An 18,875-nucleotide genomic window follows, 5' to 3' on the forward strand; every position below is an offset into this window, starting at 1 on the left:
ACCTTATGCTTACGTTGCTACGCAAATTTCGCATCAGTCAGGTCATTAACGGCGTCATGCTGTGCTTCCTCGTTTGTCTGGCGATTATCGCCAGCCTGGGCTGGCTGGCCAGTCAGTCAGCGAACGATAGCCTGACGGCGCTGAGAAGCATCAATGCCGAGCATGTGGTTGCGGTGAACGAGTCGGGTGCCCGCATCGGCCAGACACGTGATGCGCTGGCCGACATGCTCGCCCGCCCGGACGCAGCCAGCCGCACCGCTATCAATAACGCCCTGACGCAGCTGGATGCAGCCGAGCAACAGCTGACGGCGATAACCGGCGGCCGGGGGGCGCAGCTGGTGACCGGTTATCAGGCTTCCCGGATGAATTTCGGGTTCGTGGGGCTTGCCGTGCTGGTGATGGCTTTCGCACTCATCCTGATGTTCTATCGAGGTATCCGCAAGGTGTTGGTGGTGCCGTTGCGCCAGGCTGTTGCCCGCCTGGAAGCGATTGCCCAGGCTGATTTGAGCGAAGATATCAAGGTGCTGAGCAGTAACGAAATTGGTCAGCTGTTTGCCACCATGCAAAAGATGCAGGCCAGTCTTGCCGGTATCGTCGGCGACGTGCGTGAGGGCAGCGGCGCCATTTACGGACGTGCCCGGGAGATCGCCGGCGGCAATGCCGATCTGTCCTCGCGTACCGAGGAGCAGGCAGCGTCGCTGCAGCAAACCGCGGCGAGCATGGAGCAATTGACCGCCACCGTGCGCCAGAACGCCGACAACGCGCGTCAGGCCAACGGCCTGGCACAGGAAGCCACGCAAACGGCCGAGCGCGGGGGCGAAGTCGTCGGCCACGTGGTCAAGACCATGCACGGCATTTCCCGGAGTTCGCAGCAGGTTGCCGACATTACCGGACTGATCGATTCCATTGCCTTTCAGACCAACATTCTGGCGCTGAACGCCTCGGTTGAAGCGGCCCGCGCCGGTGAGCAGGGGCGCGGTTTTGCCGTGGTAGCGGGCGAGGTACGCAACCTGGCCAGCCGCAGCGCCGACGCCGCCCGGGAAATCAAAACGCTGATCGACACCTCGGTCACGCAAATCAACGAAGGCTCGACGCTGGTGGAGCAGGCCGGTACGACCATGGACGAAACGCTGAAGTCGGTGCGCCGGGTGACCGACATCATGGACGAGATATCGGCGGCCTCGCAGGAGCAGAGCGACGGCATCGAGCAGGTGAGTCAGGCCGTGGGGCAGATGGATCAGGTCACCCAGCAAAACGCCACGCTGGTGCAGCAGGCCTCCATTGCCGCCGCGGCGATGGAAGATCAGGCCGGCCGGCTGGAAGACGCCGTGGCGGTATTCCGCCTGGCCGGGCAGGGCGCCATGCTGGCGCCTCAGGCTGGCTCGCCGACGTCGTTGCCGGGCGCGGAAACGTCCCGCGGGACGTCCGGTAATGTGAGAAACAATGCTAAAGTGGCGCGCAATGAGAACGGCGCGTCAACGGATGACCTTGACGAGTGGGAAGCGTTTTAACGACGTGTATACAAGACAGCCCGCTTGATTGAACGATGGGCGCCGGACGCGATGCGGCGCCTTTTCATGTCATGAATGCCGAGCCACAAATACCGGGTCATAAAAACCAAGCCATAAATACCAAGAGGATGAACAATGGCAGACAAGAACATGAGCTTTTTGGTGATAGACGACTTTCCGACCATGCGCCGCATTGTGCGTAGCCTGCTCAAGGAGCTGGGGTTTACCAATGTTGAAGAGGCAGAGGACGGTCAGGACGCGTTGAACAAGCTGCGCGCCGGCAACTTTGAATTTGTCGTTTCCGATTGGAATATGCCCAATCTGGACGGCCTGGAGATGCTCAAGGAAATCCGTCAGGATGATGCGCTCAAGGAGCTGCCGGTACTGATGGTGACCGCCGAGGCCAAGAAAGAAAACATCATCGCTGCGGCACAGGCCGGTGCCAACGGCTATGTGGTCAAGCCGTTTACCGCCGCCACGCTTGAAGAAAAGCTGAATAAAATCTTCGACAAGATGGGCAAGTAACATCGCGATGATACGGCGCCGGAAGAACAGGGAGACAACACCATGAGTCCGAATGAGCAGACCGGGTCTGCCCCGCTGTCCGACGAGGCCTCCGATGAGCTGATTCACCGCATTGGCAAGCTGACGCGCATGCTGCGTGAGAACATGCGTGAGTTGGGTCTGGATAAAGAGATCGAAAAGGCCGCTGAAGCCATTCCCGATGCGCGCGACCGCTTGCACTACGTGGCGGCGATGACCGAGCAGGCCGCCGAGCGGGCGCTCAACGCCGTCGATCGCGCCCAGCCCATGCAGGATCAGCTCACCGAGCGTGCCGAGGCGTTGGATACCCGCTGGGCGGAGTGGTTTGCCGCGCCGCAGGAGCTCGACCACGCCAAGGCACTGGTGAAAGATACCCGCACCTATCTTGGCGAGGTGCCCGACATGACCGCGGCGACCAGCAAAGAGTTGCTCGAGATCATGATGGCCCAGGATTTTCAGGATCTGACCGGCCAGGTGATCAAGAAGATGATGGACGTCATCCGCGAGATCGAGCAGCAGCTGGTTCAGGTGCTGATTGACAGCATGCCCGAGGCCCAAGCACGGCAAAGCATGCAGCGCAAGGCCGAGGATCAGTGGAAAAGCGACAGCGCGCGGCGCAACGAAGAGCTTTTGAATGGGCCACAAATCAACGATGATGCACCGGATATCGTTTCCGGTCAGGATCAGGTAGACGACTTGCTCGACGACCTGGGTTTTTAGCATCAAAACGACGATTGCGTCTGCTGGATGACCACGTGCTCAGCCGCCTTTATGGCGGCTGAGCACGTGTTTAGCGGCCTTTTTCATGGTGCACGTCAAGGCAGATAGCGATGGCAGATAGCGATAGCGACGACGAAAAAACCGAAGATGCCACGCCCCGACGCGAGGAAAAAGCGCGTGAAGAAGGGCAGGTGCCGCGCTCCCGCGAGCTGACCACGTTTCTGATGCTGCTGGGCGGGGTGATTGGCCTTTGGACCATGGGGTCGACGCTTTACAATCAGCTGGCCATGGTCATGGAACATGCCTTCGTGTTTGATCGCCGCCAGGCGTTTGACACCGCATCGATGCTGGTGGCCGCGCTGGATGCCGGCGAGCGCATGCTGTATGCCATGATGCCGCTGTTTCTGCTGCTCGTGGTGATTGCGCTGGTGGCGCCGGCGCTGCTGGGCGGCTGGCTGGTGTCAGCCAAATCGATGCAGCCCAAGATATCCAAACTCAATCCGGTGAAGGGTATCAAGCGTATTTTTGCCCTGCAGGCATTGATCGAGCTGGCCAAGGCGCTGGCCAAGACGGTGCTGGTGGGCAGCGTTGGCGCGGCCTTTCTGTACTTCAACATCGGCAAGTTTCTCGCGCTGATGAACCTGCCGGTCCATCAGGCGCTGGCCACCGCCCTGATGATGGCCGCTCAGGCGGCCGGACTGATGGTACTCTCGCTGATCGTGGTGATCCTGATCGACGTGCCGTTTCAGCTTTACAGCCACGCCAAGAAGCTGCGCATGAGTAAAGATGAGGTCAAGCGCGAACACAAGGAATCCGAGGGTGATCCGCAGGTCAAGGGACGCATTCGACAGCAACAGCAGGCCATGGCGCGCGGACGCATGATGAGCCAGGTCCCCGAGGCCGACGTGATTATCACCAACCCGACCCACTACGCGGTGGCGCTGAAGTATCAGGAAGGCCAGATGGGCGCGCCCCGCCTGATTGCCAAGGGCGCCGACGCCGTGGCCGCGAAAATACGCGAAGTGGGGGAAGCGTCGCACATCCCCCGGCTGGAGGCCGCGCCGCTGGCGCGCGCGCTGTATCAGCATGTGGATCTGGACGCCGAAGTTCCCGCGCAGCTGTATACCGCCGTCGCTGAAGTCATGGCCTGGGCGTATCGCTTGAAGCACGTAGCAGACCAAGGAGGCGATGTGCCCCCCACACCCGATAATCTTCCGGTACCGCCGGAAATGGACAGCCGCCAGAGCGGCGGCGAGGCATCGCCATGAGAAGCTTGACCCAGCTGTTGAATCAGCGCGACTGGATGGGCGATGTGCAGATGAAGCTGCTCGCCGGGCCGCTGCTGATCCTGATGATCCTGGGCATGATGATTCTGCCCCTGCCGCCTTTCGTGCTCGACCTGCTGTTTACCTTCAATATTGCGCTGGCCATTCTCGTGCTGCTGGTCAGCATGTTTGCTGCCAAGCCGCTGGATTTCGCGGCTTTCCCGGCTGTCTTGCTGTTTACCACGCTGCTGCGGCTGTCGCTCAACGTGGCCTCGACCCGCGTGGTGCTGATGAAGGGCCACGAAGGCGGCGACGCCGCAGGCAAGGTGATCGAAGCGTTTGGTACCTTTCTGGTCGGCGGCAACTTTGCCGTAGGGCTGGTGGTGTTTTTGATTCTTGTGGTGATCAACTTCATGGTCATCACCAAGGGTGCCGGACGTATCGCCGAGGTGGGCGCGCGTTTCATGCTCGACGCCATGCCCGGCAAGCAGATGGCCATCGACGCCGACCTGAACGCCGGGCTGATCGGCGAAGAAGACGCCAAAAAGCGCCGTGAGGAAGTCGCCCAGGAAGCGGATTTTTACGGCTCCATGGACGGTGCCAGCAAGTTTGTCCGCGGTGACGCCATGGCCGGCCTGGTGATCATGGTGGTCAACGTGATCGGCGGGCTGTTGATCGGCATGCTGCAGCACGGCATGAGCTTTGCCGACGCCGGTGAGACCTATACGCTGCTGACCATTGGTGACGGTCTGGTCGCGCAGATTCCGGCGCTGGTGATTTCTACCGCCGCGGGCGTCACCGTGTCCCGGGTCAACACCGATCAGGACGTTGGCCAGCAGATGATCAGCCAGCTGTTCAACCCGCAGGTGATGATTCTGGCCGCCGTGGTCATGGGGCTGCTGGGCATTATTCCCGGCATGCCCAATCTGGTGTTTCTCATCTTTACCCTGCTGCTGGCAGGGCTCGCCTGGTTTTTGATCAAGAACAAGGATCAGCAGCTGGTCGAACAGGACATGGCGGCCGCTGAACCGCCGCCGGCTCAGGAAACCCCGGAAGCCAGCTGGGACGATGTGCAGCTGGTGGATACGCTGGGGCTTGAAGTCGGACACCGCCTGATCCCGCTGGTCGATTCGCGCCAGCAGGGCGAACTGCTGGGGCGGATCAAGAGCGTGCGCAAGAAATTTGCCCAGGACGTCGGCTTTCTGCCGCCGGTGGTGCACATTCGCGATAACCTTGAGCTTGACCCGAATATCTACGTATTGACGCTGAAAGGCGCCGAGATCGGCCGCGCCGAAGCGCAGCCGGGCAAGTGGCTGGCGATTGACCCGGGGCAGGTGTCCGGCGAGCTGCAGGGTACGCCCACGCAAGATCCGGCCTTTGGCCTGCCCGCGGTGTGGATCGACAGCGGCCAGCGCGAGCATGCGCAGGTTTACGGCTACACCGTGGTGGATGCGAGCACCGTTATCGCCACCCACCTGAACCACCTGCTGCACCGCCACTCCCCGGAGATGCTGGGGCGTCAGGAAGTGCAGAAGCTGCTCGACAAGCTGGGCGACGAACAGAAGTCGCTGGTCGAGGAAGTGGTGCCCAAGGCGATTTCGATTACCGTCCTGCAGCGCATTTTGCAGCATCTGCTGGATGAAGACGTCTCCATCCGCGACATGCGCACCATTCTGGATACGCTGGCGGAATACGCGCCGCAGCAGCAGGACGCCGCCGAGCTGACCTCGCTGGTGCGGGTGGCGCTGGGGCGTGCGATTACCCAGCAGTGGTTTGCCGGTCAGGAAGCGCTCAGCGTGATGGGGCTGGATACCCAGCTCGAGCAGATTCTGCTGCAGGCGATGAACGGCAACGGCGCCATGGAACCGGGACTTGCCGATACGCTGATGAGCCAGACCGAGCAGGCACTCGCGCGTCACGAAAGTGCCGGCGAGCCGCCGGTGCTGGTCGTGCAGCATTCGCTGCGCGCGGTGCTGGCACGCTTCTTGCGCCGTCGCCTGCGCCATCTGGTGGTCATGTCTCAGGCAGAAATCCCCGATGATCGCACGCTACGCGTGGCCACGGTCGTGGGCGGCCAGCAATAACGGCCACCCGCCGCTAACCGCGGGCCGATAAGAATACAGGTTCACCCAGGCAAAGGATAAAGCATGAGCGTAAGACGTTTCGTTGGAGCCAGCAGCCGCGAGGTTATGCGCCAGGTGCGCGATGCGCTCGGCGATGACGCGCTGATTGTCGCTAATCGCCGCACGGAAGGCGGCGTGGAAATTCTGGCCATGGCCGATGCGGCCGTCGCCGGGCTGGAGCCGGCTGCTGCCGCGCCCGAAAAGACCGCACCTGTCGCCGACCATTCCACCACGGATCATTTCAGCACGGAACATTCGACCAAGGACTATGCCCGGCTTCACCGCCAGGCCCGCGCCGCTCAGGAGGAAAAGTCCCCCGCGCCGGCCGATCCGATGGCCGCCATGAGCGAGCGGCTGCTCAAGGAAATGCAGGACATGCGCGAGCTGCTGGCCAGTGGCGTGGCAAGCGCCCCCGAGGGCTGGGCCGCGCGCCTGCGTCAGCTGCTGTTTGATATCGGCTTCAGCGGGGAAATCGCCAGCGAGCTGCTGGCCACGCTGCCGCCGGACATCGCCGCGCTGCCTGACGACAGCGATCAGCCGCTGGCCTGGCTGCGCGAGCAGCTGATCAATAAGCTTGCCGTGCTGAACGAGGAAAACGCCTTTTTTGATCAGACCGGCATTGTCGCGCTGGTCGGCCCCACCGGCGTGGGCAAAACCACCACCACGGCCAAGCTTGCCGCGCGGTTTGTCATGCGCCACGGCACCGAGCCGGTAGCGTTGGTGACCACGGACAGCTTTCGTATCGGCGCCCACGAGCAGCTGCGCATTTACGCCCGCCTGCTGGATATCCCCATGTTCGCGCTGGACGCCGAACAGTCCATTGACGAACTGCTGGCGCAGCTGGCCGACAAGCGCTGGGTGATTATCGACACCGTCGGCATGAGCCAGCGGGATCAGCGCGTTATCGAACAGATCGCGCACCTGCAGGGCGGCCGCTCGCAGGTGCGCATGGCGCTGTTGCTCAACGCCGCCAGCCAGCCCGAGACGCTGGAGGAAGTGGTGCTGCGCTATCGTCAGGCCGCCCGCGCCGCAGGAGCCGGGCTTGACGACTGCATCATCAGCAAGCAGGACGAAGCCGGCCGGCTGGCGCCGGTGCTGGATATCATCATGCGTCACGGTATGCGCGTGCTGTTTGGCTCCCACGGCCAGCGGGTGCCCGAAGATATGGCCCTGGCCAGCGCTCCGGCGCTGATAGCCCAGGCGCTGGACAGCGCCGCGCCCCGTGTTGTCGGAGGCGATTCGGCGCCGCCCGCCGCGATTCGGCTGCCGCGCTGGTCGCAGGACGTACTCGGGCAGGGGCGGCGGCTGTCCTCGCTGCTCGAACGTTTGCGCGCCCGGGTGGGTGGCTTTGACGCGCTGGAACGCTGCTGGGATCTGGCGGCGTTGCCCAAAGCGGTGCAAGAGCCGCGCCTTGAACAGCTGCTTGATGACTATCCACCGGCCGGTGCGGCGCTGGGCATGCGCTGGTCGGCGCGGCGCAACGAGCGCGGCTGCGACTGGGCGATGCCCGACGTCGGCCTTGATCCGGACGGCGCCACGCTGGCGCTGCCCTGGTTGCAGCATCGCCAACCCGCCGGCTGGCAGGCGCGGCTGGAAGCGCTGACCGAACACAACGGCATTGCCGTGCATCTGCTGCCGGCGCTGCCCGATGCGCCAGCGCGAGACTGGCTGGAAGAAGGGCGGCTGACCTGGGTCAGCCAGGTCAGCGGCGCTCAGCGGGTCCACGCTGATGATCAGCGCACGACCCTGCGCAAGCTGTTCATGGAAAGCACGCTGACCCATCAGGTGGGCGTGCGGTTTCGCGCCCAGGCCATGCAGCTGTGGAATGTTTACGCTGAAGTGACCGACGACAACGGCACCGCCATGCTGGCGTGGTACGGCGAAGTGCGCGACCCGGAAAGCGCCCGCACCGTGGTGCGCCGCTACTGGCTGACGCCGCGCCGGCTGGGCGTCGAGGCGCTGTCGCTGCTGCTCACCCAGCTTCAGGGCGAAGGCCTTGCACCGCTGACCAAGCGCGCGTTCCAGCAGATCAAGGAGGACGACGGCGGCGATGTCAGCGCCGAAGTGCGCCTGCTGATGGCCAGCGGCGCGGCGGCGGTGGTCGGCCATCTGGACGCCGGCGAAGACGACGAAGCGGCAATCTTGCGCCGCGAGCTGCTGGCACTGCTTGGGTCCCGTCGGCGGCGGCGCGATACCGCGCTGCTGGATGCGTTGCTGTATGCGCTGATGGCGCGCGATGCCATTCGCCAGCTGGGTAGCGTCAGCCGGGAGGGCGTGGCGTGAGCAGCAAAACGACGGATCAGGCCGCCGGGCTGCGCCAATGGGCCAGCTTGCAGCGTCAACAACAGGCTGAAGACGGCGGGCACGAGGCACTCATGCCAGCTACGCCGGCAGCCGAAGCGTCTTCAACTGCAGTGGCTCCAGCGGCGCCTCCGGTAGCGTCAACCCGGGCCAAAACCGTGCTGATGGTGGTCGGGCTGCCCGGCCGTGGCCCGCGCCAGGCAGAGCGCGTCAAGGCGCGCCTTGAGCAGTGGGCGGCGCTGGGCCGGCGCTGGGCGGGCACGCCGGACGCCTGGGATGTGCGTCTGGTGATGCCCGATGATCCGGCGCTGCCCCGTTTGGCGCGCGAGCATGCGCGCTGGGCGCTCTGGGTCGACAGCAGCGCCGATGCTTTTTCCGATACTTACCGCACGCTGTGCCAGCTGGCGCGCGGCGGCGGCCCACGGCGATTGCTGGCGCTGCACGAGCCGCACTTGCCACGCGCCGGTTTGCTGGATAATTTACATGATGCGGCTCATGCTTACGTGGGGATAGAACTGCTTATTCTGGCTCAGTAGGTGCAAGCCCAAGAGAGATGCAAGCATCGGGTCGGCGAGCAAGGAGAGCACTTCATGCACTTGAAGCTGGCACGAGCTTTAATCGGCATCTGGCTGCTGCTGGCAGGGTTGCCCGCAGCGTTTGCAGCCACTGGCAGCTGGGTCGCCTCGGTGCCGGGCACCATGGTGGCGATGAGCGATCGCCCGGGCGCGTCGCAAAACGCCGTACCGCCTTCGGGTAACGCCACCGGCCGCGCGATAGAGCGCGTGCAATGGCGCTTTTCGCCCCCCGCCGGCAAGGCCGTGGAGGCCTGGCTATGTCATCCGCAAGGCTGCCTGGCGCTGGCGCAGCAACGCGGCACGACCCGGGCGTTTGCCGGCTATCGTGCCGATGTGCCGCTGCACTTTCGCTTTCGCTTGCCGTCCGGGCAACGGCCTTTTCGCGTGACGGGGTTGCAGGTCATCGTTAACTATCAATGATGTGGACGGAATCCAGGCAATACGTATCAAGGGCTTTGAGGCGAGTCGATGTATACAGCACAGGGCAGATACAAACAGCAGGATCAGCTGGGTCAATACATGCCGCTGGTCAGACGTCAGGCGCTGAGCCTGCAGGTCAGGCTACCGGCAAGCATCGAGCTTGATGATCTGATACAGGCCGGCACTGTCGGCCTGTTGGAGGCGCTGGGTCGCTTTGACGCCACCCAAGGAGCAAGCTTTGCCACGTTCGCCAGCCAGCGGATTCGCGGTGCGATGATGGATGAGTTGCGCACTCGCGACTGGCTGCCGCGCAGCGTGCGCCGGGCGGCACGCTCGATGGATGACGCGGTGCGTCGGCTCGAACAGCGGTTGGGCCGCGCGCCCGACGAGGCCGAGATTGCCGCCGCGTTGGATATGCCGCTGGCCGACTATCAACAGCTGCTGCACGACACCAACAGCGGCTATCTGCTGCCCTACGAAGAACTGGCGGTGGATACCGGCGAGCCGGCCGGCGGTGGTGGGAGCATCGGCCTGCCGTTTGAGGAGCTGCTCAGCCATCAGCAGCGCGCCGGGCTGACGGCCGCCATCGAAGCACTGCCCGACCGTGAAAAGCTGCTGATGGCGCTGTATTACCAGGAAGAGCTGAACCTCAAGGAAGTCGGGGCGGTACTCGGCGTGACCGAGTCCCGCGTCTCCCAGCTGCACAGTCAGGCGGTCAGCCGCCTGCGCGCCAAACTGCACGACCCGGCTTAGCCCTGTCGAGGAATAGCCGGCCGTGCAATGTATGCCAGCGTGCCCCGCGCACGCGTTTTGATCTTCAAGTACCCGGCGAGGAGCCGTCGATGAATCCTTCAACGCTGATTGGCATAGCTGCCAGCATTGTACTGCTGGTAAGTGTGCTGTTTTTCACCGCAGAATCCCCCGAAAGTTTTATTAACCTGCCGGGGTTTGCCATCGTCATCACCGGCACGCTGGCGGCAACGTTTATCAGCTACCCGCTGCGCGAAGTGCTGCGCGTGGTGCGCCTGGTGGCGGTGGTGTTCCGGCGCGAAAACACCTACGTGCGCGATGACATCAAAGAGCTGGTGGATATGTCGCGGCTGTGGTTCAAGGGTGACGTGCGCGCGGTGGAGGAGCAGCTGCAGTACACCCGCAACCCGTTTTTGCGCTCGGGCATCCAGCTGGTGATTGCCAACACCAAGGAACAGGAAATTTTCGACATGCTGCGCTGGCGCATCGCCCGGCTGAAAGCCCGGGAACACGCCGAAGCGCAGATTTTCCGCACCATGGCGACCTATGCGCCGGCGTTCGGCATGATCGGGACGCTAGTGGGGCTGGTCAACATGCTGGAAGTCATGGACGCCGGTGATCTGGACGTCATCGGCCCGCGCATGGCCGTGGCACTGCTGACCACTTTCTACGGCATTTTGCTGTCCAACCTGATTTTCAAACCCATCGCGGTCAAGCTTGAACGGCGCACCGAAGAGCGGCTGATCACCATGAACATGGTGCTCGAAGGGATTTCGCTGATCACCAAGCGCCGCCTGCCGTCGTTTATCGAAGAAACGCTGAACTCCTTTGTAGCCGACTATCACGACGAAATCCGCGACCCCGGAATGAAAGCCCAGACCCAGAAGGAATAGCGACCATGCTGGATCGTGATACACAGCGCACACTCGAAGCGTCGCCCGTCAGCGGCGGCGATGAGGAAAGCTGGCTGACCAGCTATCTGGACGTGCTGACGCTGTTGATCACGCTGTTCGTGCTGCTGCTGGCGCTGACCCCGCCCGGCGGCGGTGAAGACCGGGATACCCAGCGTCGGCACACCGCAAGCGCTATGCCGACGCTGTCGCTGGCTTCGCTGGCCACCGGCATCAAGCCGCGTCATAGCGGCCTGAGCCCGGCTTTTGCCGGCCTGAGCATCCCCGGCGTTGACGTTAGCGAGGGCCGTGAAGGCGTGACTTTGCGGATCGACGACAGCCTGCTGTTTTCCAGCGGGCGGGCGCAGCTTACCGATCAGGGGCGCGGAGTGGTGGCAAGCCTGGGCGAGGTGCTGGGGTCCTTCGATGGCCAGATCTCGATTGAGGGCCATACCGATAACGTGCCCATTGCCACGGTGCGCTTTCCCTCGAACTGGGAGCTTTCCGCCGCACGCGCCATTGCCGTGCTGCGCTATCTGAAAACCCGGGGGCTGGCGGTCACGCACATGCGCGCCGTGGGCTACGCCGATACCCAACCCATGCAGAATAACGCCACGCCGGACGGCCGCGCCGCCAACCGGCGCGTTGAGCTGGTGCTGCGCAAGCCCTCAGGGCCGGGAAGCGCGACGGCAAGCCTGTAGCGTTTTGTCAATGGCGTCGTCCGCGCCGTCCAGGCTGAAGATCATGTACCAGGGCTCGTCTGCGCCCTGCTCAAAGCCGAGGAATATCTGCTCTCCGGCATGCATGTCGTCCAGCAGGCTGTCTGCATCGTTCAAGTAGAAATGTGCGTAAAAGCCGTTGTTTTCCGGCTCGGTAAAAAACTCGGCCACGGCGGTGTGCAGCGTTTTGTCATCCACCCGTAGCCGCGCCGGTACGGTAGCCACCGTTTGCTCTTCCCCCTCCAGCGTCACCCGCATCTCCAGCCAGGGCATATCGCACACGCCGGGCGTGGCGTTGACGCTTAGAGTGGCATCGGCATAGCTTGTGCTTTCCACGGCGCGGAAATGGCGCTCGCCGCTCTCGAACTCAGCCCCCTTCTCAGCCCCGTTCTCAACCCCTCGCGCAGCGCCCCGCGAAAGCGTGACCGACTGCCAGTCGTCGTGCTGCACGGCATCGCTTACGTCAAACGACGCTGCCTGCTCCGCCCCGGCGATTAACGTACCGACCATCAGCGCAGCGACGGTCAGCCCCCGTGTCTTGAGTGTTGCCTGCTTTCTGCGTTGCCCCATTGCCCTTGCTGCCTGTGTTGTCGTGTGAGTCTGGTTCAGGCGTCGGTTTCCGCGCCTGCGATGAGATAGCGGGACAAGCCTATAACGCGGCGCGTCAGGACAAAAGCCAAGCGATTGTTTTGTCGGGCGATATTTCCAAAATACCTATATGTGGTAGTAAGTAGGTAATAAAATAGCTTATATAGTTATCGGGGCGCGGCTATACTTCACCGCGCTACACCTTATATCGCCCGCCATTCGGACCCACCCTGACTCCCCACGGGGAAGGAGTATTGCGCCATGAGTACTGCTGCCAAGGCTGTTACAACATCCAACGATGTGCCGCTGCAGGTACCTTCGCGGGAAATCTGGGATGCCAAATACCGCCTCAAGGATCGTCACGGCGTGCCGGTAGACGCCGATGTAAATGCCACCTTCGAGCGGGTCGCGCGGACACTTTCCGCGGTAGAAGGCGACGCGGCCAGCCACTGGCTACCCAAGTTTCGCTGGGCGCTTGCCAACGGCGCGGTACCCGCCGGGCGGATTCTCTCCAACGCCGGCGCAGAGGCCTACAAGCCGGCGGTGAGTTTGATCAACTGCACCGTGTCGCGCACCATCCGCGACTCCATGCGCGATATTCTGGATTCCGTGGTCGACGCCGGCATGACGCTGAAATCCGGCGCCGGCATCGGCTATGACTTTTCCACGCTGCGCCACAAGGGCGCGTTCGTATTTGGCGCTGGTGCGGGCACCAACGGCCCGCTGGCGTTCATGGATATCTACGACAAGATGTGCTTCACCGTCGCCTCGGCCGGTGGGCGGCGCGGCGCGCAGATGGGTACCTTCGACGTCGGCCATCCCGACGTGCGCGAGTTTATTCAGGCCAAGCGCGAAGCCGGCCGCCTGCGCCAGTTCAACCTGAGCCTGTTGATCACCGACGAGTTCATGGAAGCGGTCAAGCAAGGCGCTGACTGGCCGCTGGCATTTCCGCTGCATCCCGGCGAAAAAGACGATGTTCAGGCCGAGGATCTCATCTACCGTGACTGGCCGGTTATCGAAGACGGCTACAGCGTGGACGGCGAAGGCCGCGTGGCTTGCCGTATCGTTGAGGTGGTTCGCGCCCGCGAGCTGTGGGACACCATCATGGCCTCCACCTACGACTACGCCGAGCCGGGCTTTATCCTGATCGATCAGGTCAACCGTATGAACAACAACTGGTTCTGCGAAGACATCCGCGCGACCAACCCCTGCGTCACGGCGGATACGCGGCTGCATACCCAGTTCGGTCAGGTGCCGATTGGCGAGCTGTATCAGCGGGGCGAAGCGCTGCGGGTCAGCGTCGATAAAAGGGCGTTGGACACGGGCGATAAGGGCACCGAAACGCGCCCGGCCGTCGCGGTGTTCAAGACCGCCGATCAGGCTGACGTCTATCGCGTGACGACCCGCGAGGGCTATGAAATAAAGGCGACGGAGTGGCACGACTTTTATACCCAGCGAGGAAAAATTCCGCTGAAGGAGGTAAAGGTCGGGGATCAGCTCTGGGTGCAGTCGGGTAAAGGCCAGTTTGGCCCCGAAGGTAACGCGAAGCTGGGCACCTTGCTCGGGCTTATTGCCGGCGATGGTCATTTCACAAATCGCGGGAAGGGCAATGAAGCCGTGAGCGTCAACTTCTGGGGCGCGGATCGGACACTTGCCGCCGCGACGGCCGAATACGTCAACGAGTTGATCGCCCACTCCGCTAAAAACGGCCGTCAATGCCAGGTGGCGCCGGTCGCCGTCGCCGAGCGTCAACATGTGTTTATCCGCTCGGTCATTCTGGCACGGCTGCTGGAGCATTACGGCTTTACCAAGAATACCAAGCTCAAGGTTCCCGAAGTGGTCTGGCGCGGCAGCGAGGCTTGCGTCAAGGGCTACCTGCGCGGCTTATTTCAGGCGGATGGTACGGTACAGCGCGATGACAAGAATGCTTATTGCACGATTCGCTTGGCATCAGGTGAGCCGCAACTGCTTAAAGATGTGCAGATGCTACTCAGTAACATGGGTATCTTCTGTCGAATTTTGAAGCGCCGTAATGCGGGTAAGAGATGGCTTCCGGATGGGCGCGGTGGCCAGAAGGCGTATCAGTGTAAAGCCGATCATGAACTACTGATTGGATCAGATTCGCGAGACCGTTTCATGCAGGAAATCGGTTTCCTGACTGATACCAAGAATCAGAAGTATCAGGAGTGGCATAGCATGCGTTCGAGCGCCGTCAAAACGTCTTATACGACGACGGTAAAATCGATTGAATATATAGGGCGCGAGGCCGTTTTTGACACGACGCAAAATGATAAAAATAATCTAATTTTCAATGGGTTAGTGACAGGTAATTGCGGTGAGCAGCCATTACCGCCGGAGGGCGCCTGCCTGCTGGGGTCGATCAATCTGACGCGCTTTGTGATCGAGCCGTTTGGTGAGGCGCCGCGGTTTGACTGGGAGCGCTACCGTGAAGTCGTGGCGATCTTCACCCGCATGCTGGATAACGTGGTGGAAATCGCCGGCCTGCCGCTGCCCGAGCAGCAGCGCGAGATTGAAGCCAAGCGCCGCCATGGCATGGGATTTTTGGGGCTGGGCTCGACGATGACCATGCTCAGGATTCCCTACGGCTCGCAAGCGTCGCTTGAGTTCACCGAGGAAGTCAGCCGTCACCTGGCCATCGAAGGCTGGAAGCAGGCGCTTGAGCTTTCCCGCGAAAAGGGCATGGCGCCGGTGCTCGAGGAAGAGCATACGCTGACACCCAAGATGCTGCGCGAACGCCCGCAGCTGAAAAAAGACGGCTATGAGGTCGGCGACAAGGTGCCCGGGCGCATTCTTCACGCGCGCTATAGCGCCTACATGAAAAAAGTTGCCGCGCTCGAGCCTGAGCTGGTCAGCGCGCTGGCCGAGCACGGCGCGCGCTTTACCCATCACAGCTCGATTGCGCCCACCGGCACGATCTCGCTGTCCATGGGCAATAACGCCTCCAACGGCATTGAGCCGTCGTTTTCGCACCGTTACTACCGCAACGTCATCCAGACCGGTAAAAAGACCAAGGAACAGGTGGAAGTGGTCTCGTTCGAGCTGGCCGCCTACCGCCACTTCATCACCGCCGACGCAGTGGAAAGCGATCTGCCGGATTATTTCATCACCGCCGACAGCGTCACACCCGAGCAGCACGTCGCCGTGCAGGCCGCCGCCCAGCAGTGGGTGGACTCGGCCATTTCGAAAACGGTCAACGTGCCCACTGAGTTCCCCTTCGAGCAGTTTCAAGACCTGTACCTCCAGGCTTACGAAAGCCGCCTGAAGGGCTGCACGACCTTCCGCTTCAACCCCGAAGCGTTTCAAGGCGTGCTGGTACGCGAAGACGACCTGAAAAATACCACCTACGAGTTCGAGCTGGAAAACGGCGAAACCGTTGCGCTCAAAGGCAATGAAACGGTGCTTTACGACGGCGAGGAACACAACGCTGCCAACCTGTTTGATGCGCTGAAAGAAGGCACCTATGGCAAGTGGTAAGCAGGGCGTTATGACTTTGTCCGTTAATCCAGATTTTGTGGGGGAGCATCATGGCCGTTGAAATTACTTCAAAAATTGTCGGTTATCGCATCAAGCCGGACGCCGCGCCAGAACCTGAGCCGGCCTTGCAGGACGAAAACCCGCTGACGCTACGGATTGCGTCGCGCCCCGAAGGCACGCTGGAAGCCGTCTCAGAGAAAATCTCCTATGTCGGCGCGGAAGGCCGCAAAAAAGTCTATTTGCTGGTGTCGTTCATGCCGGTGGAAGGCGTGGTGGGCGGCAAGCGCGTGGTGATCGAGCGCCCGGTAGAGTTTTTCTTCCCCTCGGGCCAGCTCTCAAGCGAACACCAGTGGATCACCGCGACCATGCGCAGCCTGTCGCTGGCCGCCCGGGGCGGCTACGCCACCCAGGCGGTGGCGGATTTGCGTAAGGTAGCGTGGGATAAAGGCCTGGTGCGTTGCGGCTGGAACCGCCACGGCAAGCCGGTGTTTCACGACTCCGAAGTGGCGGCGATCGCCTGGTCGATCCAGCAGATTCTCTATCGTCGCGGCTTTCTGGATCAGGACGGCCATCAGGTGCCGGTGGAAGCGCTGGTCGAGCGCTACGCTCACCGCATGACCCACGGCCATGCCTGGCAGCCGCCTGCTGAAGATGCCGAGGCGCCGGTGGCGGACCCATTAGAGCCGAGTGACGGCGCCGACAAAAAATCGGCGGGAGCAGGCCCCGCCGTGGTGGGCCACTGCCCCGAATGTCGCGGTGAGCTGATAATGATGGACGGCTGCCCCACCTGTTACGCCGGCTGCGGCTGGTCGAAGTGCGGCTAACGCGTTAATCTCTGCGTTCTTTTCCCCTCGCCCCGGCGGGGGGAAGCTTTTTTACCCCCTGAGTCCGCGCCGGCCCGAGCGATGAATGCAACGATTACCCCACCTGGCCCGAGTGTTTCTGCTTCCCTTTCTGCTGGTTTCCCCGTGGCTGGCGGCGGATACCCTGTGGCTTGAAAACGGCGATCGTGTGACCGGCACGATAGTGGACAAGACGTCGGCGCGCTGGCGTATAGACACCGACTACGCCGGCGAGATCGAGATCGACGCCCGGCGGGTCGAGCGCGTAGCGCTTGACGAGCCGCCGTCGCCCAGCGTCAAGGCGATGAACGCGCTGGGCTTTGCCGTCCAGCCCAAGCCGCCCAGACCCGAACCGGCCGGGGATGACGCCGCCGCGTCGCCGACCGAGCGCCCGTTCAACGCCACCGGCGGCGTAGACGTGGCCTTCGAGTACGAGCACAGCACCGCCGATACCCGAGAGCTGGAGCTTGATCTGCGCCAACGCTTAGAGGTGGGGGCTTGGCGGCATAAATGGCAGGCCAGCTATCACCGCGAATATCGCGATGGCAAGCGGCGTGAAAACGACTGGCATCTGGCGTACTCGCCCGAGCGATTTTTCTCTGAGCGGCATTTTTGGCAGGGGCGTGTCAGCACCAACCGAGATTGGAACGAAGCGCTTGAGCGGCGTTTTTCCGTTGGCGTGGGGCCGGGTTACCAGCTGTGGGATAACGAACGCGGGGCATTTTCGCTGTCGGCATTGCTCACGCGCAACCGCTATCAGTACGCCGATCAGCCCGATGACAACTTCCAGACCGGCGTGCTGCAGTGGCAGTTTAATCGCTACCTGTGGGCAGACCTGCTGGAGCTTTACGCCAACGGCCGCGCGGGCCGTGCGCTTTCCCAGGCCACCAGTTTTTTGCTCGACGCGGAAACCGGCATGCGCTACCCGCTGACCGACTGGGCCTCGCTGCAGATGTCGGTGGAAACCGACTGGGTCGAAAACAGCGCCGAAGACCTGAGCGACACCACCTATAACGTGGGTATCGGCCTAAACTGGTAGCCCCGGGCGCTGGCTGAGCGTGCGGTGGCGCGCTTTCAGGCCGTCAAACAGGGCGTGGCGCAGCCAGCGGTGGCCGGCATCGGCGTGGTGGCGCTCGTGCCACACCAGCCAGTAGGCAAAGGAGGGTACCGCAAGCGGCAGCCGGCGCAGGGCCAGTGGCCAGTGGTCGGCCACGCTGGCCGCCAGGCAGCCCGGTACGCAGAGCAGCAAATCGCTGTGCTGGGTGGCGGAAAAACCGGCGAGAAAATGCGGCTGGCGCAGGCTCACCCGGCGTTTCAACCCGCGTTTGGCCAGCGCCAGATCCACCGCCCCGCGATCATCCCCGCCCATACTGATCAGTTGATGGTCGGCGTGCAAAAACGCCTCCAGGGTAAAGTCTGCCTCCGGCTGCAGCGCCAGCGGATGATCCTCACGCATCACGCAAACAAAGTGATCATGGCCGACTTCACGGCCGTGCACGCTGGCCGGCACCCGCTCGCCGGGCACGCACAGCGCCAGCTCCGGCCCGCCTTCATCCAGCTGCTGCTCGACTTCCCCGCTGCCGGACTGCACGTCCAGGCGCATATGCGGCGCCTGATGCTTCACGGTTTGCCACTGCGGCGCGAGGAAGGCGTGCATGCCATAGTCGGTGGTGGCGATGTGAAAACGGCGCGTGGTGCTCGCCGGGTCAAACTCGGGCGGTGCCAGCAGCGCGCCGAGTTCTTCCAGCAGCCGGGAAAGCGGCGGCCCCAACGCCTGTGCCCGCGCCGTGGGACGCAGGCCGCGGTGGGTACGGACAAACAGCGGGTCGTCAAAGGCCTGACGCAGCCGTGAAAGCGTGCGCGATACCGCCGGCTGGCTCAGGTTTAACCGCTGGGCGGCGCGGGTCACACTGCGCGAATCCAGCAGGGCGTGCAGGGTCACCAGCGCGTTGAGATCGTGGCGAGCCAGGTCGGCAAGGTGCATAGCGGTATCGCCTTGAGGTAGTGGAAGAGCGTTTCAAGCCCTGTCTTATCAGCATAACGCATAGTGCTTTTAAGTGTCTTGCATTGGCGTGATATGACGCTGCGGGCATAAAGTGTTGGCATTCACGCAGCGCCGGCGCTTAGTCGCCG

The 18,875-nt window shown here is 62.6% G+C and carries 16 protein-coding genes; 14 read left to right on the forward strand and 2 right to left on the reverse strand.

What is annotated here, in order from left to right; all coding sequences use genetic code 11:
* The first annotated feature begins 5 nt into the window (after positions 1-5).
* The 11 genes from B5495_RS10315 to B5495_RS10365 all read left to right on the forward strand — a co-directional run bounded on the left by B5495_RS10315 (position 6) and on the right by B5495_RS10365 (position 11,799).
* Complete coding sequence (locus B5495_RS10315) at positions 6-1,511, forward strand: methyl-accepting chemotaxis protein (RefSeq protein WP_079553493.1); 1,506 nt, start codon at positions 6-8, stop codon at positions 1,509-1,511.
* A 135-nt stretch (positions 1,512-1,646) separates the two neighbouring features.
* Entirely contained in the window at positions 1,647-2,036 is a 390-nt protein-coding gene (gene cheY / locus B5495_RS10320) for a chemotaxis response regulator CheY (protein ID WP_079553495.1), read from the forward strand.
* 42 nt (positions 2,037-2,078) lie between these two features.
* Positions 2,079-2,774: a protein phosphatase CheZ gene (cheZ, locus tag B5495_RS10325; RefSeq protein ID WP_079553497.1), complete on the forward strand. Its 696-nt coding sequence runs from the start codon at positions 2,079-2,081 to the stop codon at positions 2,772-2,774.
* A gap of 110 nt (positions 2,775-2,884) precedes the next feature.
* Positions 2,885-4,042: a flagellar biosynthesis protein FlhB gene (flhB, locus tag B5495_RS10330; RefSeq protein ID WP_079553499.1), complete on the forward strand. Its 1,158-nt coding sequence runs from the start codon at positions 2,885-2,887 to the stop codon at positions 4,040-4,042.
* Entirely contained in the window at positions 4,039-6,123 is a 2,085-nt protein-coding gene (flhA, locus tag B5495_RS10335) for a flagellar biosynthesis protein FlhA (RefSeq protein ID WP_079553501.1), read from the forward strand. The genes flhB and flhA overlap by 4 nt, the downstream gene beginning before the upstream one ends.
* Positions 6,124-6,186: 63 nt before the next feature.
* Positions 6,187-8,445, forward strand: a complete 2,259-nt coding sequence (flhF, locus tag B5495_RS10340) for a flagellar biosynthesis GTPase FlhF (RefSeq protein WP_079553502.1) — start codon at positions 6,187-6,189, stop codon at positions 8,443-8,445.
* The gene (locus B5495_RS10345) at positions 8,442-8,999 is read left to right on the forward strand and encodes a hypothetical protein (RefSeq protein ID WP_079553504.1); all 558 of its coding nucleotides are present in this window, start codon (positions 8,442-8,444) and stop codon (positions 8,997-8,999) included. The genes flhF and B5495_RS10345 overlap by 4 nt, the downstream gene beginning before the upstream one ends.
* Positions 9,000-9,053: 54 nt before the next feature.
* Positions 9,054-9,458, forward strand: coding sequence for a flagellar protein FlhE (locus tag B5495_RS10350; protein WP_079553506.1), 405 nt, complete (start codon positions 9,054-9,056; stop codon positions 9,456-9,458).
* A 48-nt stretch (positions 9,459-9,506) separates the two neighbouring features.
* Positions 9,507-10,211, forward strand: coding sequence for an RNA polymerase sigma factor FliA (locus tag B5495_RS10355; protein WP_079553508.1), 705 nt, complete (start codon positions 9,507-9,509; stop codon positions 10,209-10,211).
* An 89-nt stretch (positions 10,212-10,300) separates the two neighbouring features.
* The gene (locus B5495_RS10360; protein WP_079553510.1) at positions 10,301-11,101 is read left to right on the forward strand and encodes a motility protein A; all 801 of its coding nucleotides are present in this window, start codon (positions 10,301-10,303) and stop codon (positions 11,099-11,101) included.
* Between the two features lie 5 nt (positions 11,102-11,106).
* The gene (locus B5495_RS10365) at positions 11,107-11,799 is read left to right on the forward strand and encodes an OmpA/MotB family protein (RefSeq protein ID WP_079553512.1); all 693 of its coding nucleotides are present in this window, start codon (positions 11,107-11,109) and stop codon (positions 11,797-11,799) included.
* Here B5495_RS10365 and B5495_RS10370 read toward each other — a convergent pair.
* A complete protein-coding gene (locus B5495_RS10370; RefSeq protein ID WP_079553514.1) occupies positions 11,767-12,387 on the reverse strand; it encodes a hypothetical protein in 621 nt (206 codons plus the stop codon). The genes B5495_RS10365 and B5495_RS10370 overlap by 33 nt on opposite strands.
* A gap of 279 nt (positions 12,388-12,666) precedes the next feature.
* Between B5495_RS10370 and B5495_RS10375 the strand changes: the two genes are divergently transcribed.
* The 3 genes from B5495_RS10375 (at position 12,667) to B5495_RS10385 (ending at position 17,781) form a co-directional block, all read left to right on the forward strand.
* The gene (locus tag B5495_RS10375; RefSeq protein WP_079553515.1) at positions 12,667-15,900 is read left to right on the forward strand and encodes an LAGLIDADG family homing endonuclease; all 3,234 of its coding nucleotides are present in this window, start codon (positions 12,667-12,669) and stop codon (positions 15,898-15,900) included.
* 50 nt (positions 15,901-15,950) lie between these two features.
* Positions 15,951-16,724, forward strand: coding sequence for a ribonucleoside-diphosphate reductase (locus B5495_RS10380; protein WP_079553517.1), 774 nt, complete (start codon positions 15,951-15,953; stop codon positions 16,722-16,724).
* 85 nt (positions 16,725-16,809) lie between these two features.
* Positions 16,810-17,781, forward strand: coding sequence for a DUF481 domain-containing protein (locus tag B5495_RS10385; protein WP_079553518.1), 972 nt, complete (start codon positions 16,810-16,812; stop codon positions 17,779-17,781).
* Here B5495_RS10385 and B5495_RS10390 read toward each other — a convergent pair.
* Positions 17,770-18,726 (reverse strand): LysR family transcriptional regulator, encoded by a 957-nt coding sequence (locus B5495_RS10390; RefSeq protein ID WP_079553520.1) that lies wholly within the window; start codon positions 18,724-18,726, stop codon positions 17,770-17,772. The genes B5495_RS10385 and B5495_RS10390 overlap by 12 nt on opposite strands.
* Between the last annotated feature and the right edge of the window lie 149 nt (positions 18,727-18,875).

The sequence above is a fragment of the Vreelandella subglaciescola genome (assembly GCF_900142895.1).
Taxonomy (GTDB): Bacteria; Pseudomonadota; Gammaproteobacteria; order Pseudomonadales; family Halomonadaceae; genus Vreelandella; species Vreelandella subglaciescola.